A 19233-nucleotide genomic window follows, 5' to 3' on the forward strand; every position below is an offset into this window, starting at 1 on the left:
TGCTTTTATAACTTATCATACTTTTCAGCAAAATAAAATAACATTCTACTTTGATTCTAAAAAGCCACAGATTTTCCATGACATCGATTACACTTTTTTAGAAGCCTTTCATATAATACTATACCAAAAACCTTTGAATGATCTTAAATTGGAGGGGATTTTAATGTTTATTGAACCTCTATTATCCTACGTCGTTGCTCACAAAGTCACTGGAAAAAAAATAAGAATATTAACAGAAAGCAGAAGTGGAGAAACATTTACTTATGATTTTGGCGATACCATCTATGATTACAAAAGTAATTCTTATGTATCTGTTACTCAAGATGAAACAACAATAAAACTGTATGATTACAAAAGCGGTAAGCATTTTCTCATTAAACCAAAGTCACATGGAATCTTTATGGCCAATCAATATGGAACTGATGATTACTATGAAATCACCGTTCAAAACAAACTTGTCCTTATCTCGAATAAAAAGAAAGGATTTACAAAGATCTATTATTTTTCCCTGTATGAGGCCGATTCATAAGGATCAAGCACCCATCCAAGAATTACTATATATAGGGTTTTCTACGATCTAAAATCGATATGAATTGTTCCATCTTCAAATTGTCCTACCTTGTTGAGGCTGACTTTCAACCTGCCATGTTGATATTCTGCTTTTGCCCCTTTTGCTGTAACTCTAGCCGGTAATGGAATGTTCCTATAAAAGTATTCAGAATAGCTACGATTCACACTTTTCCCACTGTTAGAACGAGTATTTTCTTGCTTGGAAAGTTTTCCTTCCATAACTAAATGATCCCGATTAACGGAAAGATGAATCTTATGATCTTTTGATAAATTAGGAAGATCAATATAAACGAGAATTTTTTCATCTTTTTCTTCAATATGTTCATTTATTTCAGTACTAGACGGCAACGATGGGTACCATGAAGGAAATCCATAAAATAATTGATTCACTTGTTGTAACAAGTAATTTTCCATATCACGAAAGATTCGTTCCAACTCACTCATCGCCATTCCTCCCTTCCCTATTTATCGTACGTTTATAGTAAATCATTGGTTCTAGGGGAATGTCTATTTTACTCATGGTAAATGGTTTTGTTCAAATTCACAGATACGGTATAATAAAGCTATCAGTTTATTCATGAGGTGATTAAAATGGACGGAAAAAAGAAACTAGGTGAAGAGCGAAGGAAACTGATTTTGAATTGGTTAAAACAATCGAAAGAACCCTTAACTGGCCAACAAATCGCAGAAAAGATGAATGTAAGTAGGCAAGTGATTGTACAAGATATATCTTTATTAAAAGCAAAAAACGAACCGATCATTGCAACCTCCCAAGGTTATGTCTATATGAACGATAAAGAAGAAAGTTACCCATACCGTCGAATCATCGCTTGTTCCCATTCAACTCAGCAAACAAAAGAGGAACTGAATATTATGGTTGATCATGGGGTATTGGTTAAGGATGTCATTGTTGAACACCCTATCTATGGGGAATTAACTGCCTCATTGATGCTGAAAAATCGCAGAGAGGTTCAACAATTTATTGATAAGATGAATGAAACAAAGGCATCTTATTTGTCAGACTTAACAGGAGGTGTTCATCTTCATACATTAGAAGCAGAAACAGAAGAACAACTCGATGAAGTATGTGAGGCATTAGAAAAAGCTGGGTTATTACTTTCAAAGACTGAGTAACCATTCCCTTCTTGGTAAAAATTGTTTTGTATATTCCAACGCACTCCGTTGTCTATATAAATACACTCCCAAAAGTCGCTGCTTATAAAACATGAAATGGCTTGTATGTTCTAATGCTGCTACTAACCTTACGGCTTTCCGTAAATAAGGTCGGAGGGAAAGCTCGCTCACTACAGTCGTAGCTTATAGAACATACAAGCCAGCTTATTAGGGGAGTTGTTGTTCCCAAAATCTTATACTTTCTTTCCATCAAAAAAACCGGGCAATGTGCTCGGTTTTCTATTTCTTTCTAATCTTCTCTGATTAAGTAAAGTCTGTTATCTTCCACTTTATATAAGAGTGGAGCAACCATGATCTTTGGATAGCGCAATCGTAAACGTTTTACTTCGCTTAAGACAAAGTCTACTTCATTGCCGATCTCAAACATTGAAGATCGGCCAATAGCCTGTTGTTTCCCATACATTGTCGATAGGGCTGCTTTTCTGTCCTTGTATGGGGTGCATGCGCATAACGTCTTCCTTTCTTTATAAAAAACAGAATGTCCAAAAAATAAATGTGTGTGCAACATTGATCTTGAAGATCCCGTTTACCTTAAACCCATTTACCATATTTTGAAAATCACCCGAAAAAATGGATTAGTAGTATTTTTAGATCTACAAGTAGTAGTTTCTTAGGAAACGTCAATTTCTGATAGTTTTCTGTTCTCCTTGTTCACAAATAATCCGTGAACCTTAACATGAGATGGCATCAACGGATGATCACGAATAATATTGACACTATTCTGTATGCCCTCAGTTAAAGTTTTGCTGCCCTCTAACCATTCACTTAGATTGCCACCAAGAAATTCTGGCATGCAATTTTTAAAAAGATAATCTAATGTTTGTATTTTCTCTTTTAGTCCATCTTTCTCATATATTTTGTTAAGTAAATCTTGTATATCCACTGTATTCTTTTGACCATCTTTTGTGCCGACCACAAAAATTTCTTCAACATTTTCCTGATAAACAAACAATGATGATGTCTCGCATTTAATCACCGTAAGGATGTGAAATCACGGGTCCAAAACTTTTTAAAATTAACATGTTTTCCGGATGGATATTGATCGCCTGATGTAATAATCGTTCCAATTCGCACTCCATTCCGATTACAAATAAAACTTTTTGTTTTATCTAAATACATGAGATTCACCCCATTAATTTATTTGAAACACTATTGAAGAAGTTGTGCTATGGCAAAATACAGAGGTATTCCAATGATCAAATTAAAAGGAAAGGTCACTCCAAGTGATAACCCGAGATAAATCGACGGGTTGGCCTCAGGAACGGAGGATTTTAAGGCGGCGGGAGCAGCAATGTAAGAAGAACTTCCTGCTAATACCCCCATTAACGTGGCCCCTCCTAGCGAAAGGCCAACCATTTTCCCTACAAAAACTCCAAGGGTTCCTCCAACAATCGGCATACAGATCCCGAATAATAAAATTTTCCATCCATGTTTTTTAACTTCAGGAAGTCGTTGTCCAACGATTAATCCCATATTTAATAAAAATAAAATTAAGATGCTTCCATAAAGATCGATAAACAATGGTTTCACAGTAGATACGGCATCTTGGCCAACAAACCAACCGATAAGAAGGCTCCCCAACAAAAGCAATACACTCTTTCCTAATAAACTTTCTTTAATCACTTCTTTATCAAACAAACCATTCATAGCCGAATAAATGCCTGCAGCAAAGCCTAGACGGTGAGTAGCAATTCTTCGGTTATCTGGAGCCTTCTGCAATAACCTTAACAGAAACAAGGAGACAAAAATGGCTGGGCTTTCCAATAATACGATTAATACGTTCATAAACCCTTCATAATCCACCCCATTCTTACCAAGGAAAGAAATAGTAGCTCCATAAGTCACAATACTGACTGAACCGTATGTCGCTGCCAATCCTATGGCGTTTTTTAGATCCATTTTCATGAAACGAAGCACGATTAACGACAGTACAGGAATGAAAACACCCAAAAACAGGGTTCCGAGAATAGGCTTCATTACGGTGCCTAACGCATAATGAGAAAGTTCAATTCCCCCTTTGATACCAATGGCCATCAATAGATAAATACTTAACGCCTCACTTAGCCCATTAGGAAATTTCAAATCTGATTTAAATATAGCAGCCATAATACCTAATAAAAAAAATAACACGAATGGTGATAATAAGTTCTGTAAAACGATTTCATACATTTCAATCAACCCTCCTATTTGTGTGATACAGCTCATTGGATTTCTTAAGTCTGCATTAGTTTCTTCAATAAAAAAAACCGGCATATTCAACAACCAATAATGAATTTCAACACATTGGCTTGAATCATACCGGTTTACCTTCAACTCATTTTTCATGTTTTGAAGGTCTACCATGTTTTTATGACAATTTCTTTTGCAAATCACTGTACAATCTAAAAACCATAATTCGTTCTCCGGTGCGAGTACTAAGATCAGTGTGAAAACTCACCACTTCTTCTCCGGTCAAATCCCTTATCAGTTGGTACAGTTTTTCTCGACCAGACTCTACTAGATCAGAACGAATTCTTTTTACCGACAATAATCCTTCTTTTGTGTCACAAAGTTTGTATTCGGCAGGTGTAAGAATTCCATTTAAAGTAACAACCACCATATCCCTTAGAATATCTGTTTTTACTGACACGGAACCTCGTCCTAAAAAATCTTTTTCCCATTGCGTTAAAGCTTTACCTATCTCAGCTTCCAAAGATCCTTTTGTCCATTTTGTACTCTTCAATATTCTACCTCCCAAAAAAAAAAGTATATTTCTTTTTCCAACACAGAATGGGGATAATGAAATATACTGCCTTATCATAATCTTAACCTCAATCCGTTCAGTACTTTTTCACACAGTCAATAATAAAATAAATATTAACTGCCTGCTAAAGTACTATTAGACATGAGGTTGCCATTACTAATCTTACGGATTACTGTTGGTTTATATTTTAGCTTTTACTGTTTATCCTGTCAACACTATAAGATGTGTTGTACGTCCGTAAATATAGTAGGATTATCTCTACAACATGAAAAGCAAAACGGACAGGACTATAGATTTCTCGTATCGATTCTGATAACTTAAGACATTATTACGAATCAAAATTAGTGTAGTTGTTCCCCTCAGTCAGGAGTGGAGGAATATATAACTGTTTTGAAGGGTGAATTGATTCTAAAAATATGTTAATAAAAGTTCGATTCTATGCTGATAAACCAAGGGTTTTCTTTTGCTCCTTATTAAATGTAGTGTTTTATAGAATACTGATCAGTTTCAAATAAAATTTTATTTGATGTCCTTCCACACGATTTTCCGACTTATGACTTGACAAACATCAATCAGTTAACACGTGTTTTCTACACGATAATCCGATACCCTTAATAATTCAGCTTTCTGATAAGTATCTTCTAAGGATCGATTAAGATTGTAATATTCTAACAATCTCCCAATTGGTGTCTCCTGATATTGTGGGAAGATATCTTTCTCTGAATTTACTGGAACAAAACGATTCATTTGCATTGCTCCTTTTTTATTGATTTTTCCTTTTTATTTTTTATCTATTTTATTAAAGTTAAATAAATTACCGTAACAATATTACATGTACAACTACCGAGTTGATGATATAGGAATCACTTTCACTATGAATCACCCAAAATTCTATCGGTACTTTTAAACGAAGCGTATCATGTTCTGAATATTTTGCCAACAAAAAAAAACGGGATCTATCACAAAGATAGACACCGTCATGATTTTCTCTAAAATATTATTTCTTAGCATATAATTCAACAATCTTAAGAATGACTTCTACGGCTTTTTCCATCGCAAAAGTTGGAATAAATTCATAGCGGCCATGGAAATTGTGACCACCAGCAAAAATATTAGGCGTGGGTAATCCCATATAAGAGAGTCTTGCCCCATCTGTTCCCCCACGAATAGGTTTTACAATCGGTTCGATACCCACTTTCCTCATTGCCTCAAATGCAGTATCCACAATATGCTTTACAGGTTCAATCTTTTCCTTCATATTGTAATATTGGTCTTTTAATTCAACCGTACAAATTCCCTCACCATATTTTTGGTTCAGTTTTGCCGCAATTTCCAACATCTTCTTTTTTCTATTTTCAAAAGATGTTTTATCAAAATCACGGATGATATATTGAAGCGTGGTTTCTTCTACTTCCCCTTTCATACTGATCAAATGGTAGAATCCTTCGTATCCCTCTGTATAGGCAGGGGTTTCGTTTTCTGGTAATGAAGCGATATATTCATTGGCCACAAGCATGGAATTGATCATTTTATTTTTCGCTGTCCCAGGATGAACATTTCTTCCCCGGATTCGTACTTTTGCTCCTGCAGCATTAAAATTCTCATATTCCAATTCGCCAATTGGCCCGCCATCTATTGTATAGGCAAAATCAGCACCAAATCCTTCTACATCGAAGTGATCAGCACCTTTACCTACTTCCTCATCAGGAGTGAAGCCAATCCGAATTTTCCCATGAGGAATTTCAGGATGTTGAATGAGATACTCCATCGCCGAGACGATTTCAGCGACACCTGCTTTATCATCTGCTCCAAGTAATGTGGTTCCATCGGTGGTGATTAATGTCTTGCCTATGTAATTTTTTAATTCAGGAAATTGTTTCGGGGAAAGAACGATATTTTGTTCTTTATTTAACACAATGTCTCCACCATCATAATTTTTCACAATTTGAGGATTCACGTTCGTACCTGTCATATCTGGGCTTGTATCCATATGAGCAATAAAGCCAATGGTCGGTACTTCTTTCTCTATATTGGAAGGTAATGTTGCATAAACATATCCCTTAACATCAACTTTTACTTCTTGTAGACCAATTTGTTTTAATTCCTCAGCAATTGCTTTGGCTAATACCATTTGACCAGGTGTGGTAGGAACAGTTGTTGATTCATCATTTGAGCGAGTATCGTATTTCACGTAGTTTAAAAAACGTTCTACGACCTTTGACATAAATGTTTCCTCCTATTTATGTAATATTTAACAATACTATCATCATACCTCTTTCAAATTCACAAAACATTTTTTTCCTACTTTATTGTGGAGTCATTCAATGATATTCCTTTTATAGAACAACTTATGAAACGCCAATCGATTTTCCCTTTTGTTAGCCAATTAATATGTGCTCCTTGCTTTGTGTTATTCAATATTCTCTCTCCGAGGAAGGGAGTCACTGTTTCTACTTTATCTGCTAAAATATTGAATATCCGCTTTTTCCCATAGATGTACTTTTGATTTTTCTTAACATACAATCCTTCCTTTCCATCCATGATTTAGAAAATATTGTGTCTATTATGCGGTTAAAAAAGGTATCCAGGAAAATACCTAGATACCTTTTTCTTTTATTATGAACATCTCGTATATCCACAAGAGATACAATGTTTACATCCTTCTTCATTCACTAATGAAGCAGATCCACAAGTTGGACATAAGTCTAATCCCTCTGGAATATCTAGATCATCGTTTAAATGTTTATGGTCAGTATGAATCTCTTCATGTTCACGAGGTTGATCTAATGTTGGTTCTTTCGTTACTGCAATAGATCCATTGGGATCTTCTCCATCAATATGCATTTCTAATGCTTTTGCCACAGCATCAGGAATTGATTCTACACGATTAGGTCCGAAACCTACAGCTCCTGATCCACCTATTCCTTTAAGATGTTTAATTAACAATCTCGCTTTGTTTCCATCAGGAATCTCACCAAAACGCAAGAAGAGTGTAGAAACCCGTCCTAATGCTTCAGACATTGCAAATACATCACTACCAGCTTTTCCAACATTAACAATCACTTCAAATGGACTACCATCTACATCATTGATGGTAATATATGCTTTTCCCAGTGGTGTATTCATTTTGTATGTGGCACCGGTTAATTTTTTAGGTCTACGGCGATATACTTTTTCTGCTTTTTCATTTGATGGTGTATTTGCTTTACTTTCTGCTACTTCCTCTTTCTTCTCAGTAGACAGCACTTGGACATCACGACTACCATCACGATAAATGGTGACACCTTTACAACCTAAATCATAAGCATACTCATACAATTTCTTTGTATCTTCAATCGTAAAGTCAGCAGGGGCATTTGCAGTTTTACTAATGGATGAATCAACCCATTTTTGAATCGCTGCTTGAACACGAATATGTTCTTCTGCAGATAATTCCATTGCACTGACAAAGTAATCAGGCAGTTTTTCTCCAGGGTGCTTTTCTAACCATTCTTTTGCAATTGGCACATATTGCTTGTCCAATCCTAAACGGCTTTGACGGACATATTCAAAAGCGAAGAATGGTTCAATACCTGTAGACGTACCAACCATGGTACCAGTACTTCCCGTTGGTGCTTGGGTAAGTACCGTTACATTTCGCATTCCTTTTTCACGAATGGCTTGTTTGACTTCATCATCAAATTGCTGCACAAATTTACTTTGAAGGAATTTTTCGGCGTCAAACATTGGAAATGATCCTTTTTCAGCAGCAATCTCTGTTGAAGCAAGATAAGCTCGCTTGGCAATAAATCCATACAACTTATCTAAAAATTCTAAGGATTCAGGACTACCGTAACGGATTTTTAATTTAATTAGCATTTCTGCTAAGCCCATTGTACCTAAACCGATTCGACGCTCTTTCTTTTGATTCTCTTCATTTTCTTTAAAATGATATGGAGTTGCATCAATCACGTTATCTAAGAAACGAACAGAGATTTCAACCGTCTCGCCAAGAGCATCCCAATCCACTTGACCATTTTTCACGAATTTTGAAAGGTTAATGGAAGAGAGATTACATACACCCCATGCTGGTAATCCTTGTTCGGCGCAAGGATTTGTACTAATAATTGGGTTATAGTACCAACTGTTTGACATTTTATTGTAATAGTCCATAAAGACAACGCCAGGTTCTGCCGATTTCCAAGCAGATTCAATAATAATATGCCAAATTTCTCTTGCCTTCATTTTATTGTAAACCTTGACTGGTTTACCAAGTTCTTTCCACTTTTTAAGATTCCCATCCCAAAGATCATTATATTCTGGGTCTGCTGTATCAGGGAAGACAAGCTCCCATTCAAGATCTTGTTTCACAGCTTTCATAAAGTCATCACTAATTGCTACAGAAAGATTGGCATTAGTAATGAGGCCCATTGTTTGTTTTACTGTAATGAATTCAAGTAAATCGGGGTGCCAATCGTTCAACATGAGCATTAACGCTCCACGGCGCGACCCACCTTGTTCAATTAAACCAGTGGTATAGCTAAATAATCCACCCCAAGAAACGGCTCCACTGGATGAACCATTGACACCTCTTACAATTGCTCGTCTTGGTCTTAATGAAGATAGGTTAATTCCAACTCCGCCCCCTCGAGACATGATCTCAGTCATCTGAGTTAAAGTCTCCATAATTCCGCCACGGCTATCCTTTGGAGATGGTATTACATAACAGTTAAAAAGTGTTAATTCATCACTAGCCCCAGCTCCTGCTGCGATACGACCACCTGGAACCAACTTCCAATCATCTAACACCTTGCGGAACTTTTTCGTCCATTCTTCCCTTTTTTCCGGTTTTTCTACCGCAGCAATGGCTTTCGCTAAGCGATCCCACATCTCCTCAGGAGTTAATTCTAATGGTTTTGTAATTTTTCCAATCACTGTATCAATGACTTGTCCACTTCGCAAGCCAACTTTAATTGTTTCACCTTCAATTGAAATGACTTCGCCAACTTCCTTTTGGGGAAATTTGGGGTCATCCTTGGTTAAAACCAACACAGTATCCCCAACAGATACATCCTGATGTAACATATCTTTTAATGCGTAACGGTCTAAAAAAATTTTTTCACTTAGACCTTCTAAACGTGTAGACGATTGATTCATTCCATTTGCCCCTCCTCAATCTATGTATGTCTTTTTAATCTAGTTGCTAACTATATCTTGTGACGTTTCACATTATATACCACAATATATAGATATATCTAGTGACAAAAGAATGAATTTCATAGAAGAACAGAGAAAAAAATAGGGTTTAAGTTTCATTTTCTACCATTTTCGTATCTTTTTAAAAACCAAAATATCAAACAAAAAATTAATCAAATTCCATACTCCACCATTTTTATTTCATGTTACAATTGGAATTGAAAAATAAAAAAGACTGGAGTGACAGGTGTGATATTAATCAACGATCAATTCATGCAAAGAAATCAAGATACCCATATTGATATTGAAGATCGTGGTTATCAGTTTGGTGATGGTATTTATGAAGTTGTGCGCGTATATCGCGGCAAACCTTTTCGCCTTGATGATCATTTAGATCGATTTGAACGTAGTGCGAAAGAAATACGCTTACCATTACCTATGTCTAAAGGAGAAACAAAATTAAAGATAACACAACTAATCGAAATGAACAACCTACAAGATGGAATTGTCTATTTTCAAATGACTCGAGGGGTTGCACCACGGAACCATGCTTTTCCTGAAAAAGTAAAACCAGTTCTTACTGCCTATACCAAAGAATTCAAAAGACCAATCAACCAATTAAAAAATGGAATTAAAGTAGTTACTGTTGAAGATATTCGCTGGTTACGTTGTGATATTAAAAGCTTAAATTTACTCGGGAATGTCCTTGCAAAACAATACGCTTATGATCATCAAGCCGAAGAAGCAATCCAGATTCGAGACAATTCTGTTACGGAAGGAAGTTCATCCAATTTTTATATTGTGAAAGATGGGAAAATTTACACCCATCCTGCAGATCATTTTATTTTAAAAGGGATTACGAGAATGGTGGTTGAAGAAATCTCAAACCAATTAGGAATTCCCTTCATTGAAAATGTATTTAGCGTAAAGGATATTTATCGAGCTGATGAGGCATTTATTAGTAGCACAACGCAAGAAATAACACCAGTAATTCAAGTAAATGATAAAACCATTAGCAATGGCCCTGGTCCAATTGTTCGTGCTATACAAGCAGAATTCGAAAAATTGATCTGAATTTTCCTAAACATAAAAAGGCCACTGAATATCACAGTGACCTTTTTCATTGGAAAAAGAAAAATCGTTTTATTTTTTCGTATATCGTAAAATGGGGTTCCTTGCTGCTGCCGCTTCATCCAAACGACCTACAACCGTATGATGAGGTGCTTCTAAAACCTTTTCAGGCTCATTTTCTACTTCATTTGCGATTTGAATCAAAGCATCGATAAATCGGTCTAACGTTTCTTTGCTTTCCGTCTCTGTTGGTTCGATCATCAAACATTCTTCTACAATTAGTGGGAAATAGATCGTTGGCGGATGAAAACCAAAATCTAATAACCGTTTGGCAATATCTAATGTCCGTACTCCAAGTTTTTTCTGTTTTTTACCAGATAAAACAAATTCATGCTTGCAATGCTGTTTAAACGGCAAATCGTAATAATCTTGAAGTTTTCTCATCATATAGTTTGCATTGAGCACCGCATTTTCAGCCACTGCTTTTAGACCATCTGGCCCCATTGAACGAATATAAGTATAAGCCCTTACAAGAACACCGAAATTGCCATAGAATGCTTTTACTCGACCAATCGACTTAGGGATATCATAATCGAGGTAGTATTGATCCCCCTTTTTCGCAACTAAAGGTTTTGGCAAAAAAGGTTCTAAAATCTTCTTAACCCCAACTGGACCTGCCCCTGGCCCACCACCACCATGAGGGGTAGAAAAAGTTTTATGCAGATTAAGATGAACAACATCAAATCCCATATCTCCAGGGCGAGCATATCCTAGGATGGCATTTGCATTCGCTCCATCATAATAAAGAAGTCCTCCAGCTTCATGAACAATCTTGGAAATCTCGACGATGTCTTTTTCAAATAAACCAAGAGTATTGGGGTTGGTTAACATAAGTGCAGCTGTGTCGTTCCCCACAACCTTTTTTAATTCCTCTACATCTACATTCCCATCTTTATTAGACTTTACTGTAACGGTCTCAAAACCTGCTACCGTTGCAGATGCTGGATTCGTTCCATGTGCGGAATCAGGAATTATAACTTTTTTACGCTGGAAATCCCCTCGACTTTCGTGATAAGCACGGATCATCATTAAACCTGTCCATTCACCATGCGCACCTGCTGCAGGTTGTAGGGTAACTTTATTCATTCCAGTAATCTCTTGAAGCATCTCTTGGAGATGATACATCATCTCCAAAGCCCCTTGAACCGTTTCTATGGGTTGATAGGGATGAATATGAGCAAACCCTGGGTAACGTGCAACATCTTCATTCACTTTGGGATTATATTTCATCGTACAAGATCCTAAAGGATAAAAGCCCGAATCTACACCATGGTTGCGGTGAGATAATTCTGTATAATGACGCATGAGATCCAATTCAGACAATTCAGGGAAATCTGGTGGGTTTTCTCTTATCATTTCCTTAGAAAGAAGCTGTTCCATCTCCATTTCGGGGACATCAAGTTCAGGTAAACTATACGCAACTCTGCCTGGCTTACTTAATTCAAAAACGAGGGCCTTTTCTTTTCTCATAATATTCCCTCCAGTCTAAAAGCAAGGTCATCAATTTGTTCCTTGGTATTCATTTCCGTTACCGCAACCAGCATCGCATTTTCCAAATCAGGATAAACTGAACTTAAATCATAACCACCAATAATTCCATATTTTAATAATTCTCGATTCACTTCTGATACGGGTTTCGTTAATTTAATCGTAAATTCATTAAAGAATGGACCTTTAAATAAAGGTTCGACCCCTTTTAGCGCTGTTAAGACTTGATAGGCATAATGGGCTTTTTGCAAGTTTTGTTTTGCCACTTCTTGAATTCCTTGTTTACCCATTGCGTTCATATATACAGCTGAGGCTAAAGCCATTAATGCTTGGTTTGAACAAATATTGGATGTTGCCTTCTCACGGCGAATATGTTGTTCTCTGGCTTGCAAGGTAAGAACAAAGCCACGATTTCCTTCATCATCTACGGTTTGTCCGACAATACGCCCTGGCATTTTACGAATCAATTTTGAAGTCGTGGCAAAAAATCCTACATGTGGACCTCCATAAGATACGGGTATACCCATGGGCTGATTGTCTCCTACCACAACATCCGCATGATATTCACCAGGTGGTTTTAGAATTGGAAGAGCCATTGGATTGGCGCTAACGATGAACAAGGCTTTTTTCTCATGAGTGATTTTTTCAATGGTATGAAGATCTTCAATAAGCCCAAAAAAGTTCGGGTACTGAACGATGACTGCTGCCGTTTGTTCATCAATTACATGTTGCAGCTCTTCTAAATCTGTTACACCATCTTTAAATCCTACCTCAATAAGATCAAGATTATGTCCTTTTACTGTTGTTTTGAGTACTTCCCTCGATTCTGGATGGACAGCAAGAGAAACAACGATTTTATGACGACGGGTAGAGCCTGCAGCCATCGCTGCAGCCTCTGCTAATGATGTTGCTCCGTCGTACATCGATGAGTTTGCTGCCTCCATCCCAGTTAATTCAGCGATTAATGTTTGAAATTCAAAAATCGCTTGGAGCTCTCCTTGACTGATCTCAGGTTGATAGGGAGTATATGCTGTGTAAAATTCTGAACGTGAGATAACATGATTCACTACACTCGGTATAAAATGATGATAAGCCCCTGCTCCTAGAAAATTAGCGTATTCATTTATTGTTATGTTTCTACTTGCTAATTGTTGCATATGCCGAGTAACCTCTAACTCGGACATGGCTTTTGGGATGTTCAGATGGCCCTTAAAACGGACAGTTTCTGGGATATCGGCAAATAGTTCTTCTACCGATTTAATCCCAATGGCTGTCAACATTTCCTGTTGATCTTGGCCAGTATTTGGGATATATCGGGATGTCATTGAGATTATTCCTCCTCTTTTATAAAGGCTTCATATTCATCAGCAGATAGTAATTGATCTAGTTCAGATGGATCGCTAAGTTCGACAACAACCATCCAACCTTTACCATATGGATCTTCATTGATCACTTCAGGCGCATCTTCCAGACTCTCATTAATCTCAACAACTTTACCAGATACAGGACAATAAACATCAGAAACAGCTTTTACAGACTCAACCGAACCCATGGTTTCATTTGCCGTTACTTCGTCACCCACACTTGGAATTTCCACGAAAACGATATCTCCAAGAGAACTTTGGGCATAGTCAGTAATTCCAATTCGAACTTTGTTATCGCCTAATACTTCTACCCATTCATGCTCTTTGCTGTACTTTAAATCTGGTCTTAATTCACTCATGCAAATAAACCTCCCTAAATGTTATGTAAGTAAATACTTTTTACTTGCTCCTCTTATAAAAAGGAGTTTTTACGATCTGGGCTTTTAATTTCTTATTTCGAATCTCCACCCAAACTTCATTTCCTATCGTTGCATGTTCCGTTTTAATCAGAGCTAGTCCAAGGTTTTTCTTCATTGTAGGAGACATGGTACCTGAAGTAATTTCACCTATTTTCTCATTACCAACATATACAGGATAATGAGAGCGAGGTATACCTCGTTCAATCATCTCAATCCCTACTAATTTTCTAGGAGCTCCTTCTTCTTTTTGTTTTAATAGAGCATCTCTACCTATGAAATCCCCTTTGTCCCATTTGACAAAAATACCAAGTCCCGCTTCAATAGGAGTGATGGTTGGTGAGAGCTCTTGCCCATATAAAGGTAATTTTGCCTCAAATCTCAATGTATCCCTAGCCCCTAGCCCGCAAGGAATGACGCCATCTTCTTTCCCAACCTCTAATATTATATCATAAAGTTTTGGCGCGTCATCATTGGATAAATAGATTTCAAAGCCATCTTCTCCTGTATATCCTGTTCGCGAGACCATTGCTTTGATTCCCTTTAAATCAACATCTCGCCGAAAGGAAAAAGATCCAATGGTAGACAAATCGATATCTGCAATTTTTTGTAATACTTTTTCTGCTAGTGGGCCTTGTAAAGCGAATTGAGACACTTCAAACGAAATATTTTTAATTTCCACATCCCCTTCACGATGCTCTTGAAGCCAAGCTACATCTTTGTCTATATTCGCAGCATTGATGACAAGGAGATAATGATCCTCAGCCAATCGATAAACCAATAGATCATCAACTGTGCCCCCGTCAGGATAGCACATCGGACTATATAAAGCTTTATCATCAACTAGTTTTGCAGCATCATTGGTAATCATTTTTTGAATAAATTGGAGGGCATCCTTCCCTCTTATTTCCACCTCTCCCATATGAGAAACATCAAAAAGGCCTGCTCGTTCCCTAACAGCCATGTGCTCCTCAATAATTCCAGAGAATTGAACAGGAAGTTCCCATCCCCCAAACTCGATGAGTTTTGCTCCGTATTTTTGATATAAAGGATAAAGTGGTGTTTTTTTCAATTCATCAGTCATTAAAGCACCTCCTATTATTTATCTTTCTCAATTCAGAAAATTTCTTAAAAAAAAAGACAAAACAAATGATATGTTTCTATCATCTGCTCTGTCCTTTTTGCCTGAGAGTTACCTTTAATTATCTAAAGTTTCCCCTTGGGCGGCTCGAAAAATGAGCTCTCTCCAGAGTTGCGTCAGATAAAAGTTCTTTTGCCTGAGAGATTCACCTTATTCGGTTTGCTCCTTCGGCGCTACTTCATGTAGTCTCTCCTTTTATCTTCATTCGCCAATTATTCTTTTTTAAAAAATTAATAATACTTAATTTTTATTATACCAGTTGAAATTTGATCACGGTAGATTTTTCATCGATTTTCTAGAGTTTAAACATAAAAATGAAAGTTTCGCTCATACTAAAATATGCGAATAAAGCGGAAAAATCGTCTTAAAGGTTTTAAAAAGGAGAAGGAAGATGACTAAGGTACCTGAAAAAATTTATTCGCTTCTACGAGAAGACCAAATGATACCCATTCACTTTGACCAAGAATGGATCGAACATCTTCAAAGTACCTTTCAACAAGACGGCCCATGGGATATGTGGGAAGTGTTTCAAATGGCCTATCAAGCGGAAGAAATGATGAAAATAAAAGACTTTGATGAACTACAGTGTCTATCCCATTTATCCAATTTAACTCCTTTTCCTCATCAGATAGAAACAGCAAAAAAAGTATTAAATGAAATGCATGGACGAGCTATATTAGCAGATGAAGTGGGCCTAGGTAAAACGATTGAGGCAGGACTAATCATAAAAGAATATTTAATACGTGGTCTTGTTAAAAAAATTTTAATTTTAGTTCCTGCTTCCCTCGTTTTACAGTGGACACGAGAATTAAATCAAAAATTTGATATTCCTGCTGTAGCCCAAAAAAAAGAGTGGATGTGGGAAAAGTATGATATTATTGTCGCTTCCATGGATACTGCAAAACGTCCACCCCATCGAGAAATAATTCTAAAACAAGATTATGATATGTTAGTTGTTGATGAAGCACACAAATTAAAGAATAAAAACACAAAAAATTGGGAGTTCATTAACAACATCCGCAAAAAATTTATCCTCTTATTGACGGCTACTCCTATACAAAACGACATGATCGAACTTTATAATCTTGTTACCCTTTTAAAACCAGGTCAGTTAGGTCGCTACTATCATTTTCAAAAGGAACACATGAAAGATAAACGAAGTCCCAAAAACAAAGAGCGATTACGAGCTGAGATTGAAAAGGTAATGATCCGAAATAAGAGATCGGACGAAAATATTCAGCTTGAATTTCCAAAACGAATCGTAAGAAATATTGCCATTGAATTAACAGAACCTGAACGACGTTTATATGATGAAATTTCTAATTTTGTCAAAGGCAATTATCGAAAATATCGTGGGGATATGCAAAATATGCTTGCCCTTATTACGTTACAACGGGAAATATGTAGTAGCCGTGACGCAGCATTTATTACTTTAGTCAATATGTTTAAAAAATCGGGTGGTAGCGAAGAAATGAAGGAGGAGATCCTACGTTTAATAAGGATCGCAAAAGAGGTCGAAGTACAGTCGAAATTAGAAAAAGCGATTTCTCTACTCAAAGAATTAAAAAATGAAAAAGTCATCATTTTTACAGAATATCGGGCCACCCAAGAGTTTCTCATGAGTAAATTAGCAGAAGAAGGTATTCGCACTGTTCCTTATCGTGGAGGGTTTAACCGCGGAAAAAAAGATTGGATGATGGAACTATTTGAGCGCAAAGCACAGGTGATGGTCGCAACGGAAGCTGGTGGTGAAGGGATTAACCTTCAATTTTGTAATCATATTATCAATTATGATCTACCCTGGAATCCAATGAGGGTAGAACAGCGAATTGGGCGTGTTCATCGTTTAGGCCAGACAAAAGATGTTTATATCTATAATTTATCGACAAACCAAACCATTGAAGAACATATTTTATATCTCTTGCATGAAAAAATTAATATGTTTGAAAATGTGATTGGGTCATTAGATACGATTTTAGAAAAATTACAAATGAAAGATTTTGAAAGTAATATTATGGATATCATGATCGAAGCAAAAGATGATCAAGAAGTAAGAAAACGTTTAGCCGGAATTGGAAATCGAATTAAAAATGGAGTGAAGGAAAACAGATGAATCACACATGGGTGAGAAATTTTGTGGAAAAATATCTAGATCTTCATCAATGTGAGTTTATTGAAAAAGCTCCTACCCATATTCAAGTAAAACTTTCCGTTGATGTAGACAAAGATCTAACGAACCGCCCTTACTATTGGACTTTTGTCGAAAGAACAGGTGTAGAACCTGAGACGCTAACGATGACATTCATTTTTGATCCAGAAAATGCAAAAGATATCCGTGGAGAATTCGTTAACTTTGGATCCAGACGCCTTCATCAAATTTTTGATTCGGTAAAAAAACGGGGAAAAATTGTTCGACTCTATCAACAAATCCAAAGTCGTGCAATGCGAATATATCCAAATCAGCAAATGACAGTTCATAACCTTCATCCATGGTTAGGAGTCAACTATAAGGTTGAATTCATCAGCGACAAAAAGAAAGACCTCTTTCTTTCATTAGGAATCAATTTAGGAAATGGAAAAATGAAGAGCAACTTTCTTTCCTTCTTAGAAGGAATCCCTTTAACTCCTGTCTTGCCTGCAAATGTTTCTACGATTCCTCCTTTTATTACCTTTCGTGAAGCTGTACTTCAATTGGAGGAATGGATACTAAGCGAGATTAATAATCAGGACTTTACATGGGCTAAATTGGCAAAAGAACAGCTTGAATTCGAACTAGAACAAATTGAAAATTATTATCAAAACCATTCTGAAATAAATAAAAACGAAGACGATAACAAACAAAAAGAAGAAAAAAAGAAAAGACTAGCCGACAAAGAGAAACGGATTAATGAAATAAAATGGCAGTATTCCCCAAGAATTATGGTTCGTCCTATTAATTATGGAATTTTTTATTTAGAACAATCGGTTTAGCCCTGTTCTAACTTATCTTTTTTTCATTTTTCAGCTTCTTTCGCTAAAACTTATCAATAAATTCACATTATTAAGCGACAGGAACTAACAGACATTGCGATTTTAACAAAATACAATTAGTGGTGGGATTAATTTTGAAATTTATCGAAAAGAGGTGAAAAAACAGATCGTGAAAAAACGTTATTTTAAATATTTTTTCTCTATCCTAGCCATTCTGATTGCTTTTATCATGGTTCAAAAAACAGGGTTAAGTAAATTAGAAACAAGTTCAAAAACTCTACTTATGGCGAATTGGTTAAATGAGCTAAAAAAAGATCCCTTTTTTAGCGACCTAAATGAAAACACAATCCAAAACAGTACCGAACAATATTCGTTAACACCAACGCATACGATGTTAACCATCCCTGTGAATATTGGGTATAAGGCTTATCTTATTATTACAACGGATTCATCCCATCAGGAACAAATCGTAGAATATGGGATCGGGAATTTTTTACCTTATCAAAAGAATATCATTACCAATCAGGAGATTAGACAACTTACCCCAAGATCCTTTTATTATTTATCACCAATTGAGAATTTTTGGAAATTCGATCTAGGCAAAGAAATTGTTTATATTGAAGGTTCCACAGGTGAGTGGCTCCCTGACTTAAATGAACAAAACATCCGTTCTATCCAGTCAACATTTCTTACATATCAAGACCACTTAACAGAAGCTTATGATAACAAAAATCTTTCCTTCTATCCTAGTAGCGATTTATCATGGTTAACGATTTCTTTACAAAATAAAGGAATATTTGATTTAAACCAAATCCAAACCTTACTAAAAAATAACCAAAAGATGATGTTTATTGGCAATAAATATAACAAACAAGTAAAGTTTGCCTATCCGATTATCGGTTATCATCTATGGAATCAAAATCAACTTTATCTAGCGATTTATGATGATGACTTAGATCTTCTACGTTTTATTTCCCTTGAAGATTTACTAAAGTTTGGACAAATCGTGGCTTGGACGAATCGTTAATTAAAAAAGAGCTT

Annotated in this window: 18 protein-coding genes and 1 riboswitch; of the genes, 6 read left to right on the forward strand and 12 right to left on the reverse strand. The window is 36.3% G+C overall.

The window, feature by feature from the left end; genetic code table 11:
• Positions 1 to 163: 163 nt before the first annotated feature.
• A complete protein-coding gene (locus ACMW72_RS05835; RefSeq protein ID WP_418367907.1) occupies positions 164 to 529 on the forward strand; it encodes a hypothetical protein in 366 nt (121 codons plus the stop codon).
• 41 nt (positions 530 to 570) lie between these two features.
• Here ACMW72_RS05835 and ACMW72_RS05840 read toward each other — a convergent pair whose 3' ends face one another.
• The gene (locus ACMW72_RS05840) at positions 571 to 1014 is read right to left on the reverse strand and encodes an Hsp20/alpha crystallin family protein (protein WP_418367908.1); all 444 of its coding nucleotides are present in this window, start codon (positions 1012 to 1014) and stop codon (positions 571 to 573) included.
• 147 nt (positions 1015 to 1161) lie between these two features.
• Between ACMW72_RS05840 and ACMW72_RS05845 the strand changes: the two genes are divergently transcribed.
• Entirely contained in the window at positions 1162 to 1704 is a 543-nt protein-coding gene (locus ACMW72_RS05845) for a transcription repressor NadR (RefSeq protein ID WP_418367909.1), read from the forward strand.
• Between the two features lie 289 nt (positions 1705 to 1993).
• Here the strand turns inward: ACMW72_RS05845 and ACMW72_RS05850 are convergent, their stop codons facing one another.
• The 7 genes from ACMW72_RS05850 to ACMW72_RS05880 all read right to left on the reverse strand — a co-directional run bounded on the left by ACMW72_RS05850 (position 1994) and on the right by ACMW72_RS05880 (position 9643).
• Positions 1994 to 2167, reverse strand: coding sequence for a hypothetical protein (locus ACMW72_RS05850; protein ID WP_418367910.1), 174 nt, complete (start codon positions 2165 to 2167; stop codon positions 1994 to 1996).
• A 207-nt stretch (positions 2168 to 2374) separates the two neighbouring features.
• Positions 2375 to 2680 carry a hypothetical protein gene (locus ACMW72_RS05855; RefSeq protein WP_418367911.1) on the reverse strand — a complete coding sequence of 102 codons (306 nt, stop codon included), beginning with the start codon at positions 2678 to 2680 and terminating at the stop codon, positions 2375 to 2377.
• Between the two features lie 233 nt (positions 2681 to 2913).
• Complete coding sequence (locus tag ACMW72_RS05860) at positions 2914 to 3933, reverse strand: sodium-dependent bicarbonate transport family permease (RefSeq protein ID WP_418367912.1); 1020 nt, start codon at positions 3931 to 3933, stop codon at positions 2914 to 2916.
• A 178-nt stretch (positions 3934 to 4111) separates the two neighbouring features.
• The gene (locus tag ACMW72_RS05865) at positions 4112 to 4486 is read right to left on the reverse strand and encodes a DUF2294 domain-containing protein (RefSeq protein WP_418367913.1); all 375 of its coding nucleotides are present in this window, start codon (positions 4484 to 4486) and stop codon (positions 4112 to 4114) included.
• A 597-nt stretch (positions 4487 to 5083) separates the two neighbouring features.
• Entirely contained in the window at positions 5084 to 5254 is a 171-nt protein-coding gene (locus ACMW72_RS05870) for a hypothetical protein (RefSeq protein ID WP_418367914.1), read from the reverse strand.
• Positions 5255 to 5504: 250 nt separating this feature from the next.
• A complete protein-coding gene (pepT, locus tag ACMW72_RS05875) occupies positions 5505 to 6731 on the reverse strand; it encodes a peptidase T (protein WP_418367915.1) in 1227 nt (408 codons plus the stop codon).
• 392 nt (positions 6732 to 7123) lie between these two features.
• Positions 7124 to 9643: an adenosylcobalamin-dependent ribonucleoside-diphosphate reductase gene (locus tag ACMW72_RS05880; RefSeq protein WP_418367916.1), complete on the reverse strand. Its 2520-nt coding sequence runs from the start codon at positions 9641 to 9643 to the stop codon at positions 7124 to 7126.
• A gap of 288 nt (positions 9644 to 9931) precedes the next feature.
• Between ACMW72_RS05880 and dat the strand changes: the two genes are divergently transcribed.
• Positions 9932 to 10756, forward strand: coding sequence for a D-amino-acid transaminase (gene dat, locus ACMW72_RS05885; RefSeq protein WP_418367917.1), 825 nt, complete (start codon positions 9932 to 9934; stop codon positions 10754 to 10756).
• 69 nt (positions 10757 to 10825) lie between these two features.
• Here dat and gcvPB read toward each other — a convergent pair whose 3' ends face one another.
• Genes gcvPB through gcvT form a run of 4 tightly spaced genes read right to left on the reverse strand, consistent with a single transcriptional unit; the run spans position 10826 to position 15165 of the window.
• Positions 10826 to 12283, reverse strand: coding sequence for an aminomethyl-transferring glycine dehydrogenase subunit GcvPB (gene gcvPB / locus ACMW72_RS05890; protein ID WP_418367918.1), 1458 nt, complete (start codon positions 12281 to 12283; stop codon positions 10826 to 10828).
• A complete protein-coding gene (gene gcvPA / locus ACMW72_RS05895; RefSeq protein WP_418367919.1) occupies positions 12280 to 13626 on the reverse strand; it encodes an aminomethyl-transferring glycine dehydrogenase subunit GcvPA in 1347 nt (448 codons plus the stop codon). Before gcvPA ends, gcvPB begins: the two co-directional genes overlap by 4 nt.
• 5 nt (positions 13627 to 13631) lie before the next feature.
• Complete coding sequence (gcvH, locus tag ACMW72_RS05900) at positions 13632 to 14024, reverse strand: glycine cleavage system protein GcvH (protein ID WP_418367920.1); 393 nt, start codon at positions 14022 to 14024, stop codon at positions 13632 to 13634.
• Between the two features lie 40 nt (positions 14025 to 14064).
• Complete coding sequence (gene gcvT, locus ACMW72_RS05905; protein ID WP_418367921.1) at positions 14065 to 15165, reverse strand: glycine cleavage system aminomethyltransferase GcvT; 1101 nt, start codon at positions 15163 to 15165, stop codon at positions 14065 to 14067.
• Between the two features lie 171 nt (positions 15166 to 15336).
• Positions 15337 to 15427, reverse strand: a riboswitch (glycine riboswitch).
• A 186-nt stretch (positions 15428 to 15613) separates the two neighbouring features.
• Here gcvT and ACMW72_RS05910 point away from each other — a divergent pair.
• The 3 genes from ACMW72_RS05910 (at position 15614) to ACMW72_RS05920 (ending at position 19219) form a co-directional block, all read left to right on the forward strand.
• Complete coding sequence (locus ACMW72_RS05910; RefSeq protein WP_418367922.1) at positions 15614 to 17335, forward strand: DEAD/DEAH box helicase; 1722 nt, start codon at positions 15614 to 15616, stop codon at positions 17333 to 17335.
• Positions 17336 to 17358: 23 nt separating this feature from the next.
• Complete coding sequence (locus tag ACMW72_RS05915; protein WP_418367923.1) at positions 17359 to 18192, forward strand: YqhG family protein; 834 nt, start codon at positions 17359 to 17361, stop codon at positions 18190 to 18192.
• A gap of 169 nt (positions 18193 to 18361) precedes the next feature.
• Positions 18362 to 19219, forward strand: a complete 858-nt coding sequence (locus tag ACMW72_RS05920; protein WP_418367924.1) for a hypothetical protein — start codon at positions 18362 to 18364, stop codon at positions 19217 to 19219.
• The last annotated feature ends 14 nt before the right edge of the window (positions 19220 to 19233 follow it).

The organism is Tepidibacillus sp. LV47, assembly GCF_048381575.1.
In the GTDB taxonomy this organism is placed as follows: Bacteria; Bacillota; Bacilli; order Tepidibacillales; family Tepidibacillaceae; genus Tepidibacillus.